Origin of the sequence: Streptomyces sp. Act143 (genome assembly GCF_003143935.1) — a bacterium.
GTDB lineage: Bacteria > Actinomycetota > Actinomycetes > Streptomycetales > Streptomycetaceae > Streptomyces.
In genome coordinates, this window is record NZ_QFRX01000001.1 from 5,519,073 (window position 1) to 5,534,791 (window position 15,719).

The 15,719-nt window shown below is 70.6% G+C and carries 12 protein-coding genes; 5 read left to right on the forward strand and 7 right to left on the reverse strand.

The annotated features are described in order from the left end of the window. Window positions 1-114: 114 nt before the first annotated feature. The 4 genes from DI272_RS25100 to acs all read right to left on the reverse strand — a co-directional run bounded on the left by DI272_RS25100 (window position 115) and on the right by acs (window position 5,168). Entirely contained in the window at window positions 115-1,059 is a 945-nt protein-coding gene (locus DI272_RS25100) for an alpha/beta fold hydrolase (RefSeq protein ID WP_109497529.1), read from the reverse strand. Next, a complete protein-coding gene (locus DI272_RS25105) occupies window positions 1,056-1,544 on the reverse strand; it encodes a phage holin family protein (RefSeq protein ID WP_109497530.1) in 489 nt (162 codons plus the stop codon). The genes DI272_RS25100 and DI272_RS25105 overlap by 4 nt, the downstream gene beginning before the upstream one ends. 78 nt (window positions 1,545-1,622) lie before the next feature. After that, complete coding sequence (gene nhaA, locus DI272_RS25110) at window positions 1,623-3,056, reverse strand: Na+/H+ antiporter NhaA (protein ID WP_109497531.1); 1,434 nt, start codon at window positions 3,054-3,056, stop codon at window positions 1,623-1,625. Between the two features lie 153 nt (window positions 3,057-3,209). Then, window positions 3,210-5,168 carry an acetate--CoA ligase gene (gene acs / locus DI272_RS25115; protein ID WP_109497532.1) on the reverse strand — a complete coding sequence of 653 codons (1,959 nt, stop codon included), beginning with the start codon at window positions 5,166-5,168 and terminating at the stop codon, window positions 3,210-3,212. A 237-nt stretch (window positions 5,169-5,405) separates the two neighbouring features. Here acs and DI272_RS25120 point away from each other — a divergent pair, with 237 nt between their 5' ends. After that, complete coding sequence (locus DI272_RS25120) at window positions 5,406-6,017, forward strand: RNA polymerase sigma factor (protein WP_109497533.1); 612 nt, start codon at window positions 5,406-5,408, stop codon at window positions 6,015-6,017. Then, window positions 6,014-6,640 carry a hypothetical protein gene (locus DI272_RS25125; RefSeq protein WP_109497534.1) on the forward strand — a complete coding sequence of 209 codons (627 nt, stop codon included), beginning with the start codon at window positions 6,014-6,016 and terminating at the stop codon, window positions 6,638-6,640. Before DI272_RS25120 ends, DI272_RS25125 begins: the two co-directional genes overlap by 4 nt. An 85-nt stretch (window positions 6,641-6,725) precedes the next feature. On the opposite strand, the gene DI272_RS25130 is transcribed toward DI272_RS25125, so the two are convergent. Next, entirely contained in the window at window positions 6,726-9,188 is a 2,463-nt protein-coding gene (locus DI272_RS25130; RefSeq protein WP_109497535.1) for a SulP family inorganic anion transporter, read from the reverse strand. Between the two features lie 309 nt (window positions 9,189-9,497). Between DI272_RS25130 and DI272_RS25135 the strand changes: the two genes are divergently transcribed. Further along, window positions 9,498-10,772 (forward strand): hypothetical protein, encoded by a 1,275-nt coding sequence (locus DI272_RS25135; protein ID WP_109497536.1) that lies wholly within the window; start codon window positions 9,498-9,500, stop codon window positions 10,770-10,772. 23 nt (window positions 10,773-10,795) lie between these two features. Here DI272_RS25135 and DI272_RS25140 read toward each other — a convergent pair whose 3' ends face one another. Next, entirely contained in the window at window positions 10,796-11,776 is a 981-nt protein-coding gene (locus tag DI272_RS25140; RefSeq protein ID WP_109497537.1) for an ATP-binding protein, read from the reverse strand. 101 nt (window positions 11,777-11,877) lie between these two features. Here DI272_RS25140 and DI272_RS25145 point away from each other — a divergent pair, with 101 nt between their 5' ends. Then, window positions 11,878-12,702, forward strand: coding sequence for a Fic family protein (locus tag DI272_RS25145; protein WP_109497538.1), 825 nt, complete (start codon window positions 11,878-11,880; stop codon window positions 12,700-12,702). Between the two features lie 392 nt (window positions 12,703-13,094). On the opposite strand, the gene DI272_RS25150 is transcribed toward DI272_RS25145, so the two are convergent. Further along, window positions 13,095-13,928: an HAD family phosphatase gene (locus DI272_RS25150; protein WP_109497539.1), complete on the reverse strand. Its 834-nt coding sequence runs from the start codon at window positions 13,926-13,928 to the stop codon at window positions 13,095-13,097. 584 nt (window positions 13,929-14,512) lie between these two features. Between DI272_RS25150 and ssd the strand changes: the two genes are divergently transcribed. Then, window positions 14,513-15,616 carry a septum site-determining protein Ssd gene (ssd, locus tag DI272_RS25155; protein ID WP_109497540.1) on the forward strand — a complete coding sequence of 368 codons (1,104 nt, stop codon included), beginning with the start codon at window positions 14,513-14,515 and terminating at the stop codon, window positions 15,614-15,616. Window positions 15,617-15,719: the final 103 nt, after the last annotated feature.

Below are 15,719 nucleotides of genomic sequence, written 5' to 3' on the forward strand. Positions count from 1 at the left end.
TAGGACAGACGTTCAGGTCCGGATACCGGGCGCGTCCGGACGGTCACCGATCGGGTTCGGGATGCTTCAGCCACTTGTTCGGTTCGGTGGAGAAAACGACCGGATCCTCCTCTGTCACCGGTCCGGCTCGGGGTCTTTCAGCCAGTTGATGAGCTCCGTGGAGAAAGCGACCGGATCCTCCTCGTGCGGGAAGTGTCCCAGCCCGTCGAACAGCCGCCAGCGGTACGGCGCTTCGACGTACTCCCCGGAGCCGGCCGCGCTGCGCGTCCGCATCACCGGATCGAGCGATCCGTGCAGATGCAGCGTCGGCACCCGGACCGGCCGTTTCATGCGCCGGTTGAACTGGATGCCGTCCGGGCGGGCCAGCGAGCGCACCATCCACCGGTACGGCTCGATCGAGCAGTGCGCGGTCGACGGGATGCACATGGCACGGCGGTACGTCTCCACGGCGTCGTCGTCCGGCAGGCCCGGCCCGGACCAGTCCCGGATCAGCTCGGCGACCAGCGCGCCGTCGTCCGCGGTCAGTTGCCGCTCGGGAATCCAGGGGCGCTGGAACCCCCAGACGTAGGACCCGGCCCGGGTCTGCTTGACGTCCGAGAGCATCGCCGAGCGCCAGCGCCGCGGATGCGGCATCGAGGACACCGCGAGCCGCCGGACCAGCTTCGGGCGCATCGCGGCCGCCGTCCACGCCAGATAGCCACCCAGGTCATGGCCGACCAGCGCGGCGTCCGGCTCACCGAGGGAGCGGATCACGCCGGTGATGTCGAGGGCGAGGTTGGCCGGGTCGTAGCCGCGCGGGGTGCGGTCGCTGCCGCCGACCCCCCGCAGGTCCATCGCGACCGCCCGGAACCCGGCGTCGGCGAGCGCGGGCAGCTGGTGCCGCCACGTCCACCAGAACTGCGGGAAGCCGTGCAGCAGCAGGACCAGCGGCCCGTCGCCCATCTCGGCGATGTGGAAACGCGCGCCGTTGGCGGCGACGTCCCGGTGGGTCACCGGGCGCTCGCCCAGGACATCGGGCCGTACCAGGGACGCGGCCGAAGGAGTGACGGGGTCGGTCATGACGACGAGCGTGCCACAGCCTCGATGGCCTCCGGGACACGATCCTGCGCCAGCTCGGGCCGCGGGTGCGGCTTGGCCTTCTGCAGGACGCTCGCCGTCTCCTTCATCGACGCGGCGGTCTTCTGCGCGCCGCCGCCCTGCTTCGCCTTCTTCGCGAAGACCACGCCGATCAGCGCGAGCAGGCCCGCGATGAGGACGTTCGCCGCGAAGGACAGCAGGAAGCAGACCGCGAGGTTCCAGTCGCTCCAGGTGCGGATGCCGTACGCCAGGGCGAAGTTCAGCATCGGCAGCGAGAACACCAGTACCGCGCCGGCCACCATGAACGCGCCGCCGCTCGTCGCGCCGCGCTTCACGTCCCGCTTGAGCTGCGCCTTGGCCAGTGCGATCTCGTCATGCACCAGCGCGGACATCTCGGTCGTCGCCGAGGCGAACAGCTGGCCGATGCTGCGTTCGGCGCCGACCGGGCTGCCGTCGGGTGCGCTCATCGCGGTCTCCCTAATTCACTGGGACTCTTTGGACTCTTGGGACTCTGTGGGGCATGTCTTTTGTACCGTCCCGTCAGATCATGCCCGACGGTCGCCCCGCTCGCCTGCCCCGCCCGCCACTTCGGCAAGCCCCGCCCGTTCGGCGGCCTTGAGTTCGGCGATCCGGCGGTGCTCGGCGGCCTTGTTCTCGTAGATCGTGGCCATCCGCAGGTGGTACGCCGGCTCGTCCTCCTCGTAGATGTCCGGGATGCCGTCGAGGTCGTCGTCGCGTTCCTCGGCCTCGCACATCCGGCGGTACTTGCCGTTCCGTATCTTCAGCAGCACCGTGGCCAGGGTGGCCGCGATCAGCGAGCCGATCAGCACGGCCGCCTTGACCTCGTCGGTGAGGGTCGCGTTCCCGTCGAAGGCCAGCTCGCCAATGAGCAGCGACACGGTGAAGCCGATGCCGGCGAGGGTCGCGACGGCGAAGACGTCCGCCCACTCGAGGTCGTCGCTGAGCGAGGCGCGGGTGAAGCGGGCCGTCAGCCAGGTGCCGCCGAAGATGCCGAGCGCCTTGCCGACGACGAGACCGAGGACCACGCCGAGCGTCTCCGGCTTGGTGAACACGTCGCCCACCGCGCCGCCGGAGATCGAGACACCGGCGCTGAACAGCGCGAACAGCGGCACGGCGAGGCCCGCCGAGAGGGGCCGGACGAGGTGCTCGATGTGCTCGCCGGGGGAGTGCTCCTCGCCCTCGTGGGTGGTGCAGCGCAGCATCAGGCCCATGGCGACGCCCGCGATGGTGGCGTGGACGCCGCTGTTGTACATCAGCGCCCAGATGGCGACGGCGAGCGGGACGTACACGTACCAGCCGCGTACGCCCTTGCGCAGCAGCAACCAGAAGACGGCCAGGCCGAGCACCGCGCCGCCGAGCGCGGCGAAGTCGATCCGGTCGGTGAAGAAGACCGCGATGATCAGGATCGCGAAGAGGTCGTCGACGACGGCGAGGGTGAGCAGGAACGCGCGCAGCGCGCTGGGGAGGGACGTGCCGATGACGGCGAGCACGGCGAGCGCGAAGGCGATGTCGGTCGCGGTCGGGACCGCCCAGCCCGCCAGGGAGCCGCCGCCGTTCAGATTGGTGAGGGTGTAGACGAGCGCCGGTACGGCCATGCCGCACAGGGCCGCGACGACCGGCAGCGCGGCCGCCTTGGGGTCCCTGAGGTCACCGGCGACCAGCTCGCGCTTGAGCTCGATGCCGGCGACGAAGAAGAAGATCGCGAGCAGTCCGTCGGCGGCCCAGTGGGCGACGGAGAGGTTCAGCCCGAGGGCCTCGGGGCCGAAGTGGAAGTGGCTGACCGACGCGTAGCTGTCGTGCAGTGCGGGGACGTTCGCCCAGATCAGCGCGGCGATCGCGGCGACGAGCAGCAGGACACCGCCGACCGTCTCGGCGCGCAGCGCGTCCGCCACGAAGGTCCGTTCGGGCAGCGTGAGCCGCCCGAAGACCTTGCGGGGGGTGGTGGGGGGCGCGGCCATGAGGGGGACCTCCGGTCGGTGGGTAGGGCAGGGCTGCTCGCCGACCAGACTTCCCGGCACACCTGTGGAGTCACGCTTGTTTTGCTTAGTTTACCTAACAGGGGCGCCCGGCGCGTCTTCGCGCCGGGCGCCCCTGTTCTACGACGGTCTGGCTCAGTCCTCGCTGGGAGCGGCCGGGAGCTTGGCCTGGATGAGGTCCATGACGGTGGAGTCGGTCAGGGTCGTCACGTCACCGAGCTGACGGTTCTCGGCGACGTCGCGGAGCAGCCGGCGCATGATCTTGCCGGAGCGGGTCTTCGGCAGCTCGGCCACCGGCAGGACGCGCTTCGGCTTGGCGATCGGGCCGAGGGTGGCGCCGACGTGGTTGCGCAGGTCGGCGATGAGGTTCTCGTCCTCGGCGTCCGCCGTGCCGCGCAGGATCACGAAGGCGACGATGGCCTGCCCGGTCGTCTCGTCGGCGGCACCGACGACGGCCGCCTCGGCGACGGCGGGGTGGGAGACGAGCGCGGACTCGACCTCGGTGGTGGAGATGTTGTGCCCGGACACGAGCATCACGTCGTCGACCCGGCCCAGCAGCCAGATGTCGCCGTCGTCGTCCTTCTTCGCGCCGTCGCCGGCGAAGTACTTGCCCTCGAAGCGCGACCAGTACGTGTCGATGAACCGCTGGTCGTCGCCCCAGATGGTGCGCAGCATCGACGGCCACGGCTCGGTCAGGACCAGGTAGCCACCGCCGCCGTTGGGCACCTCGACCGCCTCGTCGTCGACGACCGTGGCGGAGATGCCGGGCAGCGGCGTCTGGGCGGACCCCGGCTTGGTCTCGGTGACACCGGGCAGCGGCGAGATCATCATCGCGCCGGTCTCGGTCTGCCACCAGGTGTCCACGATCGGCGTGGTGTCGGCGCCGATGTGCTTGCGGTACCAGATCCACGCCTCGGGGTTGATCGGCTCACCCACCGACCCCAGCACCCGCAGGCTGCTGAGATCGAACTTCGCGGGGATGTCGTCGCCCCACTTCATGAACGTACGGATGGCGGTCGGCGCCGTGTACAGGATCGTCACCCCGTACTTCTGCACGATCTCCCAGAAGCGGCCCTGGTGCGGGGTGTCCGGCGTGCCCTCGTACATGACCTGGGTGGCGCCGTTGGCGAGCGGCCCGTAGACGATGTACGAGTGCCCGGTGACCCAGCCGACGTCCGCCGTGCACCAGTACACGTCCGTCTCCGGCTTGAGGTCGAAGACGGCATGGTGGGTGTACGCCGCCTGGGTGAGGTAGCCGCCGGAGGTGTGCAGGATGCCCTTCGGCTTGCCGGTCGTACCGGAGGTGTAGAGGATGAACAGCGGCTGCTCGGCCTCGAAGGCCTGGGCCGTGTGCTCGGCCGGCTGCCGCTCGACGATCTCGTGCCACCACACGTCGCGCCGGTCGTCCCAGGCGACCTCCTGACCGGTCCTGCGCACCACCAGCACGTGCTCGACGTTGTCGACCTTGCCGATCGCCTCGTCCACGGCGGGCTTGAGCGCGGACGGCTTGCCGCGGCGGTAGCCGCCGTCGGAGGTGATGACGACCTTGGCGTCGGCGTCCTGGATACGGGTCGCGAGCGCGTCCGCCGAGAAGCCGCCGAACACGACGGAGTGCGCGGCGCCGATCCGGGCGCAGGCCAGCATCGCGATCGCCGTCTCCGGGATCATCGGCATGTAGACCGCGACCCGGTCGCCCTTCTGAACTCCCAGCTCCAGCAGGGCGTTCGCGGCCTTGGAGACCTCGTCCTTGAGCTCGGCGTAGGTGATCGCCCGGCTGTCGCCGGGCTCCCCCTCGAAGTGGATGGCGACCCGCTCGCCATGGCCCGCCTCGACATGCCGGTCGACGCAGTTGTACGCGACGTTGAGCTCGCCGTCCTTGAACCACTTGGCGAACGGCGGGTTCGACCAGTCCAGCGTCTCGGTCGGCTCCTTGGCCCAGGTCAGCCGGCGGGCCTGCGCGGCCCAGAAGCCGAGCCTGTCAGCCTTGGCCTGTTCGTACGCCTCCGCGGTGACATTGGCGTTGGCTGCCAGGTCTGCGGGCGGCGCGAACCTGCGCTCTTCCTTGAGCAGGTTGGCCAAGGATTCGTTGCTCACGACATCTCCCTTTCCCAGGGTGTCCGTTGTGTCCCAGGCCACAGCTCATCAGACCGAAGCCCCTGCTGACAAGGGTCGTCGGAAAATTGGTTTAGACCTGTTGAGAGCTGTGGGGGACCGTTTTCGTACGTCTCTCGGTGCCGGCGTCATCCGTACCCACGGACGCCGACCAGGCAGAGTTCAGTCCCTGTAACGCCTTTCACACTCCGGGCCAAGTACTGATGAAGCGCCACCGACATGAAGGGGGTACGTGTGGAAGGGATACGGGGCGGGCCGCAGGCGGCGGTCCGGGACCCAGAGCTCTTCGAGGAGTTCTACCGGCGCCATGTGGACGCGATGACATCTTTCGTGGCCCGGCGTGTCGCGGACCCGCACACGGTCGCCGATCTGACGGCCGAGATCTTCCTGGCGGTCCTGGACTCCGCCCACACCTACCGCCCGGGCCGGGGCAGCGAGACGGCCTGGCTCTACGGCATCGCCCGCAACGTCGTCGCGGGGGAGTACCGCCGGGTGGCCCGCGAGACCGCCCGCGACCGGCGCATCTCCGGACGGCGCCTGCTGGAGCCGGACGACATCGCCCGCCTGGAGGACAAGCTCGACGCCGAGAGCCCGGGGCGACGGGCCCTCGCCGCCCTGGCCCTGCTGCCGGAGGGCGAGCGGGCGGTGCTGGAACTGATCGTCGTGGACCAACTCACCGTCGGCGAGGCCGCCGCCGCGCTCGGCATCCGCCAGGTGACAGCCCGCGTGCGGCTGCACCGGGCACGCAAGTCGCTGCTCGGGGAAGCGGACCCGGCAGCCCTGGACCCGTACGGCACGTCCCTGCGGTACGCCACTGGAGGAGAGGCATGAGCACCAAGACGACGTTCGAGGACCGTCTGCTGGCAGAACTGCGGCACGAGATCGGACTTCGGGAGGCCGCCGCGCCGGCCGTGGCATTCGTCGCACGGCGCGCCCTGGTCACGCGGGGCAGGCTCGTCCTTGCTGCCGGTGCCTGCGCGGCGGCCGGACTGGCGGTGGTGCTGGTGCCGGGCTCACCGGCCGACGCGCCCGCCTACGCGGTGGAACAGCACGACGACGGCAGCGTGACGCTCACCATCGAGGACATGTCCCTCGCACCGGACGACCAGCACCGACTCGCCGAACGGCTGCGAGCGCAGGGCATCCATGTGGCCATCGACGAAGTCCCGGCCGGCGAGCAGTGCGCTCAGCCGCGCGGGGAGCTGCTCCCCTCGTACTTCGAGGGCCATTCGGCCGGGAAGCCGCGTTCGGCCGAGGGCGGGCAGGGCGCACCGGAGGGGGTCACCGTGCTGAAGGGGACCTTCAAGACCACCCTCAACCCCGGAGACTCCCTCGCCTTCGAGAACACGAAGGAGTCCCAGGGCGCCAAGAGCGGCCTCCGGCTGGCCAGCGTCTACGCGGTGAGCGGCGAGATCGCCGCCTGCGAGCCCGTGCGGATGGAGCCCCACCCGTAGCCGACGAGCACTCCGGACCTCGTCGTCGTCCGCTGAGCCGGGTCGCCCCGGCCCAGCGGCCTCGCCCCGCACGTCCGGCGGAGCGCTACGCCGGACTGTGCAGCTCCTCCACACCTCCCACGTGGTCGAACACCCCGTCCCCGCCCGACTGGGTGAGCAGATACGCCTGCGCCTCGCCCACGTGGAAGTACATCCCGTGCAGCTCCAACTCCCGCCGGTGCAGCGCCCGGGCCACCGACTCGTGGGCCCCCAGGTGCTCCAACTGCTGCACCACGTTGGTCAGACAGAGCTGCTCCACGGCGTCCGCGGGCGCCCGGCCGGCGAGTCTGGCCCACGGCCGGCCGTCGTCGGCCATGCGCTCCAGACTCGGCAGCCCGTGCCGCAGCCACCGCTTGAGCGGCGTCTGGACGCCCCCGGGCTCGGAGTTGAGCAGTGCCTGCATGGCTCCGCAGCCGGAGTGCCCGCACACCGTGATGGACCGCACCTTCAGCACGTCCACCGCGTACTCGATCGCGGCGGCGACCGAGTCGTCCCCGCTCTCCTCACCGGGCAGGGGAACGAGGTTGCCCACATTGCGCACCACGAACAGGTCGCCCGGACCACTGGAGGTGATCATCGAGGTGACCAGACGCGAGTCGGCGCAGGTGAGGAAGAGCTGGGAGGGGCGCTGACCCTCACGGGCCAGCCGGGCCAGCTCGCCCCGCACCAGGGGTGCGGTGTTGCGCTGGAACGCGCTGATCCCGCGGGCCAGTTCATGCCCGCTCGGGCCGGTGGCCGTACCGGCGCCGCCGCGCGCGGGCGCGCCAGGACCGTCGGATGTGCCCGGCTCGTCAGGCTCGTCAGGCTCGTCGGACCGGAGTGTGGACTGCGGGCGTTCGCACTGGTGGTTGCGCCAGGGCGTCCAGGGGCTGCAGCGGCAGCCCGTCGCGGCGGCCGGCTCGGCGGTGTCCGTGGGGGGCGGGGAGCCGTCGTCGGTCGCGGTGGTGTCGCCGGGTTCGGCGATCGTGACCCCGGCCCGGCGGCCGGTGAGTTCGACGGTGCCGCCCTGCGCGGTGTGCGTCTTCTGCCAGTCGTGCAAGGACTCGTAGGCGGCGTGATCCATGAAGGAGCCGTCCAACTCGACGACGACATGGGTGCCGTGGGGCACGAGGTGCAGGGCCCGGCTGAGCCGGGGGACCGCCAGGAACGTCAACTGGCCGCGTACATGGACGTAATGGACTCCTTCCTTCTCGTCGTGCGTGATGCGGGTTCGGGTGAGGCGGTGCAGGGCGACGGCGACGGCCACGGCGATGCCGAGCGTCACGCCCTCCAGAACTCCGAAGACCACCACGCCGAGGGTGGTGACGGCGTACACCAGGACCTCGCGGTGGCGGGTCACCGTGCGGATGTGGTGCAGGGACACCATCTGGATGCCGACGGCCATCACCAGGGCGGCGAGCGAGGCGAGCGGGATGAGCTCCAGGACCGGGACCATCAGCAGCGCGGCGATCACTACGAGAACGCCGTGCAGCATCGTGGAGTTCCGGCTCACGGCCCCTGCGTGCACATTCGCCGAGCTCCGCACGGCGACCCCGGCGACCGGGAGCCCGCCGAGCGAGCCGGAGACGATGTTGGCGGCGCCCTGGCCGAGCAGCTCGCGGTCCAGGTTGGAGCGTCCGACCCGGGCGGTCAGACCGGGCCTGGCGGCCGCCATCTTGTCCACGGCGACCGCGCCGAGCAGCGACTGCACGCTGCACACCAAGGTGGTCGTCAGGACGGCGGTGACGATGCCGAGCACCGGTCCCTCGGGGAGCCCGGCCAGGGCGTGGCTGCTCCAGGAGGGCAGGTCGACCATGGGCACGGACAGCCCGGCGAGGGCGGTCACGACGCTGGCCCCGGTGACGGCGACGAGCGCGGCCGGGATCTTGCGCAGGAGGCGGCCGATCCGGCCGGGGATGCGCGGCCAGAGCAGCAGCAGGGCCAGGGTCAGCACGCTCACCGACACGGAGGCGGGCGCCAGGTCGGCCAACTGGGCGGGCAGTGCGCGCAGGTTGGCCAGGACGGAACTCTGCGGGGTGCCGCCGAGGACGATGTGCAGCTGGGCGACGGCGATGGTGACGCCGATGCCGGCGAGCATGCCGTGCACGATCGCGGGGCTGACGGCGAGTGCGGTGCGCGCCACGCGCAGGCAGCCGAGGCCGAGTTGGGCGAGACCGGCGAGGACCGTGATGGCGCAGGTGGTACGCCAGCCGTAGCGGTGGATGAGGTCGGCGGTGACGACCGTGAGTCCGGCGGCCGGGCCGCTCACCTGGAGCGCTGAGCCGCCGAGCCGTCCGGCGACGAGGCCTCCCACGGCGGCGGCGACGAGGCCGGCCTGGAGGGGCGCGCCGGTGGCGAGGGCGATGCCGAGGGACAGGGGCAGGGCGATCAGGAAGACCGCGATCGAGGCCGACACGTCGGCGCCCGCGATACGGAAGCGGCGGGGCCGGGGCGGCGGCGGGCTGTGGGGTCGGTGGATGCGCTTGGTCCGACTTGAGTCGGCGGCGCGGGTAGGGACGCAGGCGGACATAATTCCCGTCTCCTCCGGGGCAGCGCGGTCGCGGAACAGGTGGTCCCCCGCCCGATGACGGGGGGTCGGGTCGCGGCCGTGGGTCACGGCGTGCAGCGGCGGGATGAATCAACGCTCGGTAAACGGATCGTAATTCAGAGTAAAGGCCAGGCATAGACTTTCCTGGCAAATGGCCCAATAAGTCACCCATCGGAGTGATGCAGATATTTGATCGGCTTGTCGTACAAATTCCTTCTCGGTCTCGTGCGAGCTTTGCGGCGCTGTCGTTGGCCCCGAATCCCGAGACAGAAGGAAGTAGGTGGGCGGAACATGGCCGCCACCCAGAGGATCGCCGCCGGTGCCGTGGTCGCCGCGGTCTGTGCCGCTTCGCTCGCCGGTTGCGCGATCGGCACCGACGGTTCCAAGGAAGGGGCCTCCGGCCCGCAGAAGGCGAAGCCCGCCCAGGCGCCGCCGAAGAGCGCGGTCCGCCTGATCGGCGACGGCTCCACCGCGTACACCGGGGCCCAGCCGCACCTGCCCCGGCCGGAGCGCTTGAAGCCCGGTCAGAAGCCGCCGCAGTTCGTGGTGTTCTCCTGGGACGGCGCGGGCGAGGACGGCCAGAAGCTGTTCTCCCACTTCCGCAAGGTCGCCAAGGCGAACAACGCGACCATGACCTACTTCCTCAGCGGCGTGTACATGCTCCCCGAGGACAAGCGCGACCTCTACCGGCCGCCGCAGCACTCCCCGGGCCGCTCCGACATCGGCTTCAACGACGAGGAGGGCATCGCCGACACCGTGAAGCAGCTGCGCGGGGCGTGGCTGGAGGGCAACGAGATCGGCACCCACTTCAACGGCCACTTCTGCGGCAGCGGCGGCGGGGTCGGTCAGTGGTCGGTCGCGGACTGGAAGGACGAGATCGCCCAGGCGAAGCAGTTCGTGAAGTCCTGGAAGACCAACACCGGCATGCAGAAGGCCGCCCCGCTCCCCTTCGACTACGACAAGGAGCTCGTCGGCGCCCGCACGCCCTGCCTGGAGGGCCAGAAGAACTTCATGAAGGCCGCCCGCGAGCTGGGCTTCCGCTACGACACCAGCGGCGTCAACGACCAGCTCTGGCCCAGGAAGAAGGAGGGCCTGTGGGACCTGTCGATGCAGCTCGTGCCGTTCCCCGGGCACTCCTACGAGCAGCTCACCATGGACTACAACTTCATGGTCAACCAATCGGGCACCACGACCCAGGGCGACCCGGGCAAGTACGAGTTCTGGGGCGACCAGATGCGTGACGGCCTGCTCAAGGGCTTCCAGCGCGCCTACGACGGCAACCGCGCCCCGCTGATCATCGGCAACCACTTCGAGTCCTGGAACGGCGGCACCTACATGCGCGCCGTCGAGGAGACCGTCGAGCGGGTCTGCAACAAGCCCGACGTGCGCTGCGTCTCCTTCCGGCAGCTCGCCGACTGGCTGGACGCCCAGGACCCCGAGACCCTGGCCAAGATGCGGACCCTCGGCGTCGGCGAGGCCCCCAAGCAGGGCTGGGCGTCCTTCCTCTCGTCTCACCCGGCCCCGGCCCCCAAGGGAGTGCCGGGGGCGCCGGCGGCCAAGCGGTGAGTGGCGGGGAGCCGCAGTAGCTCTCAGGCGTTCGCAGCCACGCTCTCGCCGAGCACGAACCCGGGGTCGACCTGCGCCGCCAGGTCGGCCCCGGTGCGCTCGTTGCCCCAGGAATGGGCGTTCTTGAGGTGGAAGTGCACCATCTGGTGGGTGTAGCGCTGCCAGTCGCGCAGCTCGTACGTCGCGTCGACTGCCGTCTGCAGCAGGCGCAGGGCGCGGCGGTTGGTGTCCTCCAGGAGCGCGAACCGGGGCGGCCGGCCCTTCTCCATGGCGCGGACCCAGTCCGAGTGCCCGACGGTCACGAGCAGGTCGTCCCCGACCTCGGCGCGCAGGAAGTCGAGGTCGTCCTGGCCCTGCACCTTGTTGCCGACGACTTTCAGCACGACGCCGTAGTCCCGGGCGTACTCCTTGTACTGGCGATAGACGGAGACCCCCTTCCGGGTCGGCTCGGCTACGAGGAACGTGATGTCGAAGCGGGTGAACATGCCGGAGGCGAAGGAGTCGGAGCCGGCCGTCATGTCCACCACGACGTACTCGTCACGCCCGTCGACCAGGTGGTTCAGGCACAGCTCCACCGCTCCGGTCTTGGAGTGGTAGCAGGCCACTCCGAGGTCGGCGTCGGTGAAGGGCCCGGTGACCATCAAACGGACGGTGTCGCCGTCGAGTTCCACCGGCCGGGCGCAGGCGTCGTAGACCGGGTTGTCCTCGCGCACCCGCAGCAGCCGGGAGCCCTCGCCGGGCGGTGTCGTCTTGATCATCGTCTCGGCGGAGGCGATGCGCGGGTTGTCGCCGCGCAGGTACTCCTTGATCAGCGGCAGCCGCTCACCCATCGCCGGCAGCGCTGCGGCCTCCGCCTCGTCGAGGCCGAGGGCGGCACCGAGGTGCTGGTTGATGTCGGCGTCGACCGCGACGACCGGTCGTCCGGTGGTGGCGAGATGGCGGATGAACAGGGAGGACAGGGTGGTCTTGCCGCTGCCGCCCTTCCCGACGAAAGCAATTTTCATGTTCACGAAGCGTAGCGGCGCAGTAGCTGTGCGTGGCAGGGGTGCGTGAAGAAGACCACTCCTTCGTGGGGTCCGGCCCGCGGTTGCGTAATGTCGTACTCATGAGTACGACAGGCGCGACCGCCGACCCGCTCGCGGCCCTGGGCTCGCTGCCCGGTGTGGCCGACTCCGTGGAGTCCGTGCGCAAGGCCGTGGACCGGGTCTACGGGCACCGGATCATGCGGCGCCGCAGCAACGCGGTCACCGGTGAGGCCGCGCTGCGCGGCGCCCGCGGTTCCGCAGCGCTGTCCGGTGCCGACTGGGCCCTCGAAGAGGTGCGCCGCCGCTCCGACTTCAGCGGCGACGACGAGGCGCGCGTGATGGGTGCGGCGCTCCGGCTCACCGCCGAGGCGGGCCAACTGCTGTCCATCTGGCGGCAGTCGCCCCTCCGGGTCCTGGCCCGGCTGCACCTGGTGGCCGCGGCGAGCAACGGTGACGAGGTGGGGCGTCCGCGCCGGGAGGGCGAGCCGGTCGACGAGCCGCTGGTCGAACTGCCGCTGCCGGGCGCGGCGGAGGTCAACGGCCGCCTGGAGGGACTGTCCGAGCTGATCATCGCGGGCAGCTCCGCCCCCGCGCTGGTGACGGCGGCCGTCGTGCACGGCGAACTCCTCGCGCTGCGGCCCTTCACCTCCCACAACGGCCTGGTCGCGCGCGCGGCCGAGCGCATCGTCCTGATCGGCAGCGGTCTCGACCCCAAGTCGATCTGCCCGGCGGAGGTCGGCCATGCCGAACTGGGCCGGGCGGCTTATCTGGCGGCGCTCGACGGGTATGTCTCGGGCACTCCGGAGGGGATGGCCGCCTGGATCGCCCACTGCGGCAAGGCGGTCGAGCTCGGCGTGCGCGAGTCGACGGCGGTGTGCGAGGCGCTGCAGCGCGGGGCGGCGTGAGGCAGAAAGAAGGCCCCCGTAAAGGCGCCTGAACAGAGTTGCGGCGGTACGAGGACTCGTACCGCCGCTGGCATGCTCACCGGGTTACCAAGCGTCCTCGATATGTTGCCCATCAGGTCGGGGACTTTGCCCGTCACCTGGTGCGGCTGGCCCGTAATCGACGGGTCGACGTCGCGTGGGTGCCCAGTGTTCATGCTCGGTCCGTGGGGCCAACTGCGTTGTTGAAGGTGATCCTCTCGGATGTCCTTGGTCTCGCGGGCCGTTAACCCCTTTGTACTCCAGGACTCGGGCAAGCGAAAGTGCTGGCTGCAGTTCTTTACTTTTACTCTCAAACAGGCGCTAAACGGGCACCGATATGCCGGACAACGGCACAGGTGTGACGGTGGCGCAGGTCAGAGAGTCGTCGACCGGCGCCGGCTCGCGTACCAGACGAGGCCCGCGGTGGCGGCCGCGGCTCCTATCGCCGCGGCTGCGACGAGCGCGGGGCGGGGCGGTACGGAGAAGGCGGGAAGCCGCTGCTTGAGCCGGACCGGCCGGTGGAAATCGAGAATCGGCCACCCGCGCGCGAGCGCCTCGCGGCGCAGTGCCCGGTCCGGGTTCACGGCATGGGCGTGGCCGACGGCCTGGAGCATCGGCAGGTCGGTCGCGGAGTCGCTGTAGGCGTAGCAGCGGTCCAGGTCGTACCCCTCGGACTCGGCCAGCTCCTTGATCGCCTCGGCCTTCGTCGGACCGTACGCGTAGTACTCCACCTCGCCGGTGAAGCAGCCGTCCTCGCCGACCACCATGCGGGTCGCCACCACGCGGTCCGCGCCCAGGAGTTCGCCGATCGGCTCGACCACCTCCGCGCCCGACGTGGACACGATCACGACGTCCCGGCCGGCCTTGTGGTGCTCCTCGATGAGGGAAGCGGCCTCGTCGTAGATGATCGGGTCGATCAGGTCGTGCAGCGTCTCGGCGACGATCTCCTTCACCTGCTGGACGTTCCAGCCGCGCACGAGCTGGGACAGGTACTCGCGGGTCCGCTCCATCTGGTCGTGGTCCATACCGCCCACGAGGAAGACGAACTGGGCATACGCGGTACGCACCGCGGCCCTGCGGTTGATCAGCCCGCCTTGGTAGAACGACTTGCTGAACGTGAGCGTGCTCGACTTCGCAATGACCGTCTTGTCCAGGTCAAAGAACGCCGCTGTGCGGGGCAAGGAGTGGTTTTCCACGACCCCGAGCATAGGCGCAGCCCATTCGGCGTAAGGTGGGGCGCGTGGGTTTGCCTGAGAGGGCTCTCGGGTACACCATGGAAGTCACGGATCGTTCGCGACCGTGCTAACCCGGCCCGGCTCCTCCCCCCCCGAGTCGGCCGTGGAGACGACCCCCACTCTCCCCCCCGGTGGGGGTCGTCGCATGTCCGGGTGGGTTTTCTGGTTTGTGTGCGCGGCTCGACGGCCGCACCGAGGCGGCTTCGGCCGCCTCTTTTGCGTTCCCATGATTCGTCACCGTGTGTAGTCGTAGCGCTCCTCTGCGGAAGTCGCACAGGGGTCGGTGTCGGTGGGTGTAAGGCTCACCGGTTCGGGTGATGGCCGTATTCACAACGGCTGAGTTGTCCACAGATTTCGACCAAGATCCACTTCATTTCCCGCTTCGTTGCACCGTGATTCCAGCGCAGCCCGCCGGCGCCGACTTGATGGCCGGAACCGGTTAGTCGGGCGCGTTTGGCCGGTTCGTATCGGCCGTTCATATGGAGGCCGGTTGCCGGTTCTTCACACGTTCGGGAATCGCGGGGCCCTCGGGGTCCACGCGGACACCGCGAAGGGGGATGGAAAGCGTGACCGCAGCCGTCACACACGATCCGCCGTCCGGCGCCGGAGGGCGCCAGGGCGGACCGTTGATCATCACCGAGGACCCCGGGCTCCTCGACGACCTGCTCCGGCTCTGCGCGGCGGCCGGTGCCACACCCGAGGTGCACCCGGGGGTGCCCGAGCCGCGGGACCGCTGGGAGGCCGCGCCGCTCGTCCTGGTCGGCGACGACGCCGTACGGCGCGTGCGGGGAGCCGCCCGCAGAGGCGGGGTGGTGCTCGTCGGAAGGGACCAGGACGACTCCGGCGTGTGGCGCCGGGCCGTCGAGATCGGCGCCGACCACGTCCTGATGCTGCCCGACGGGGAGCAGTGGCTGGTCGACCGGATCGCCGACGTCGCCGAGGGCGTCGGCCGGCCCGCTCTCACCGTCGGCGTCATCGGCGGCCGGGGCGGCGCCGGAGCGTCCACGCTCGCCTGCGCGCTCGCCGTCACCTCCGCACGGGAGGGACTGCGCACCCTGCTCGTGGACGCCGATCCACTGGGCGGCGGACTCGACGTACTGCTCGGCGGGGAGACCGCCGAGGGGCTGCGCTGGCCGGCGTTCGCCGCCTCGCGCGGGCGGGTCGGTGGCGGCGCCCTGGAGGAGTCGCTGCCCGAGCTGCACTCCCTGCGGGTGCTCAGCTGGGACCGCGGCGACTGCGTGGCCGTCCCGCCGCAGGCCGTCCGCGCGGTGCTCGCCGCGGCCCGCCGCCGGGGCGGCACGGTCGTCGTCGACCTGCCCCGCCGGATCGACGGCGGCGTGGCCGAGACGCTCGCCCAGCTCGACCTCGGCATCCTCGTGGTCCCCGCCGAACTGCGGGCCGTCGCGGCGGCCGGGCGGATGGCCTCCGCGGTCGGGATGGTCGTCCGCGATCTGCGGGTGGCGGTGCGGGGGCCGTACGCGCCCGGACTCGACGACCGTGAGGTGGCGCGGTTGCTCGGCCTGCCGCTGGTGGGCGAGGTGCCGGTCGAGGCGGGCCTGCTGCGCCCGCACGAGACCAGGACACCGCCCGGCGCCGGGAAGGGACCGCTGACGCGGTTCTGCAAGGAGTTCTGGGAGCGGGCCCTGGTGGAGGCGGCGTGACCACGGCATCGGGGTTCGAAGGGGTACGCGCGCGTGGCGTACGGGCGTGCGGCGTACGGGCGCGTGGCGTACCGGACACCTGTGGCGTACCGGACGCCCGTGG

Bases quoted from the DNA above. Each gene is read 5' to 3' on its own strand.
- DI272_RS25100 (WP_109497529.1), bottom strand. From the start codon at position 1,059: ATGACCGACCCCGTCACTCCTTCGGCCGCGTCCCTGGTACGGCCCGAT.
- DI272_RS25105 (WP_109497530.1), bottom strand. From the start codon at position 1,544: ATGAGCGCACCCGACGGCAGCCCGGTCGGCGCCGAACGCAGCATCGGC.
- nhaA (WP_109497531.1), bottom strand. From the start codon at position 3,056: ATGGCCGCGCCCCCCACCACCCCCCGCAAGGTCTTCGGGCGGCTCACG.
- DI272_RS25120 (WP_109497533.1), top strand. From the start codon at position 5,406: ATGAAGGGGGTACGTGTGGAAGGGATACGGGGCGGGCCGCAGGCGGCG.
- DI272_RS25125 (WP_109497534.1), top strand. From the start codon at position 6,014: ATGAGCACCAAGACGACGTTCGAGGACCGTCTGCTGGCAGAACTGCGG.
- DI272_RS25130 (WP_109497535.1), bottom strand. From the start codon at position 9,188: ATGTCCGCCTGCGTCCCTACCCGCGCCGCCGACTCAAGTCGGACCAAG.
- DI272_RS25135 (WP_109497536.1), top strand. From the start codon at position 9,498: ATGGCCGCCACCCAGAGGATCGCCGCCGGTGCCGTGGTCGCCGCGGTC.
- DI272_RS25140 (WP_109497537.1), bottom strand. From the start codon at position 11,776: ATGAAAATTGCTTTCGTCGGGAAGGGCGGCAGCGGCAAGACCACCCTG.
- DI272_RS25145 (WP_109497538.1), top strand. From the start codon at position 11,878: ATGAGTACGACAGGCGCGACCGCCGACCCGCTCGCGGCCCTGGGCTCG.
- DI272_RS25150 (WP_109497539.1), bottom strand. From the start codon at position 13,928: ATGCTCGGGGTCGTGGAAAACCACTCCTTGCCCCGCACAGCGGCGTTC.
- ssd (WP_109497540.1), top strand. From the start codon at position 14,513: ATGGAAAGCGTGACCGCAGCCGTCACACACGATCCGCCGTCCGGCGCC.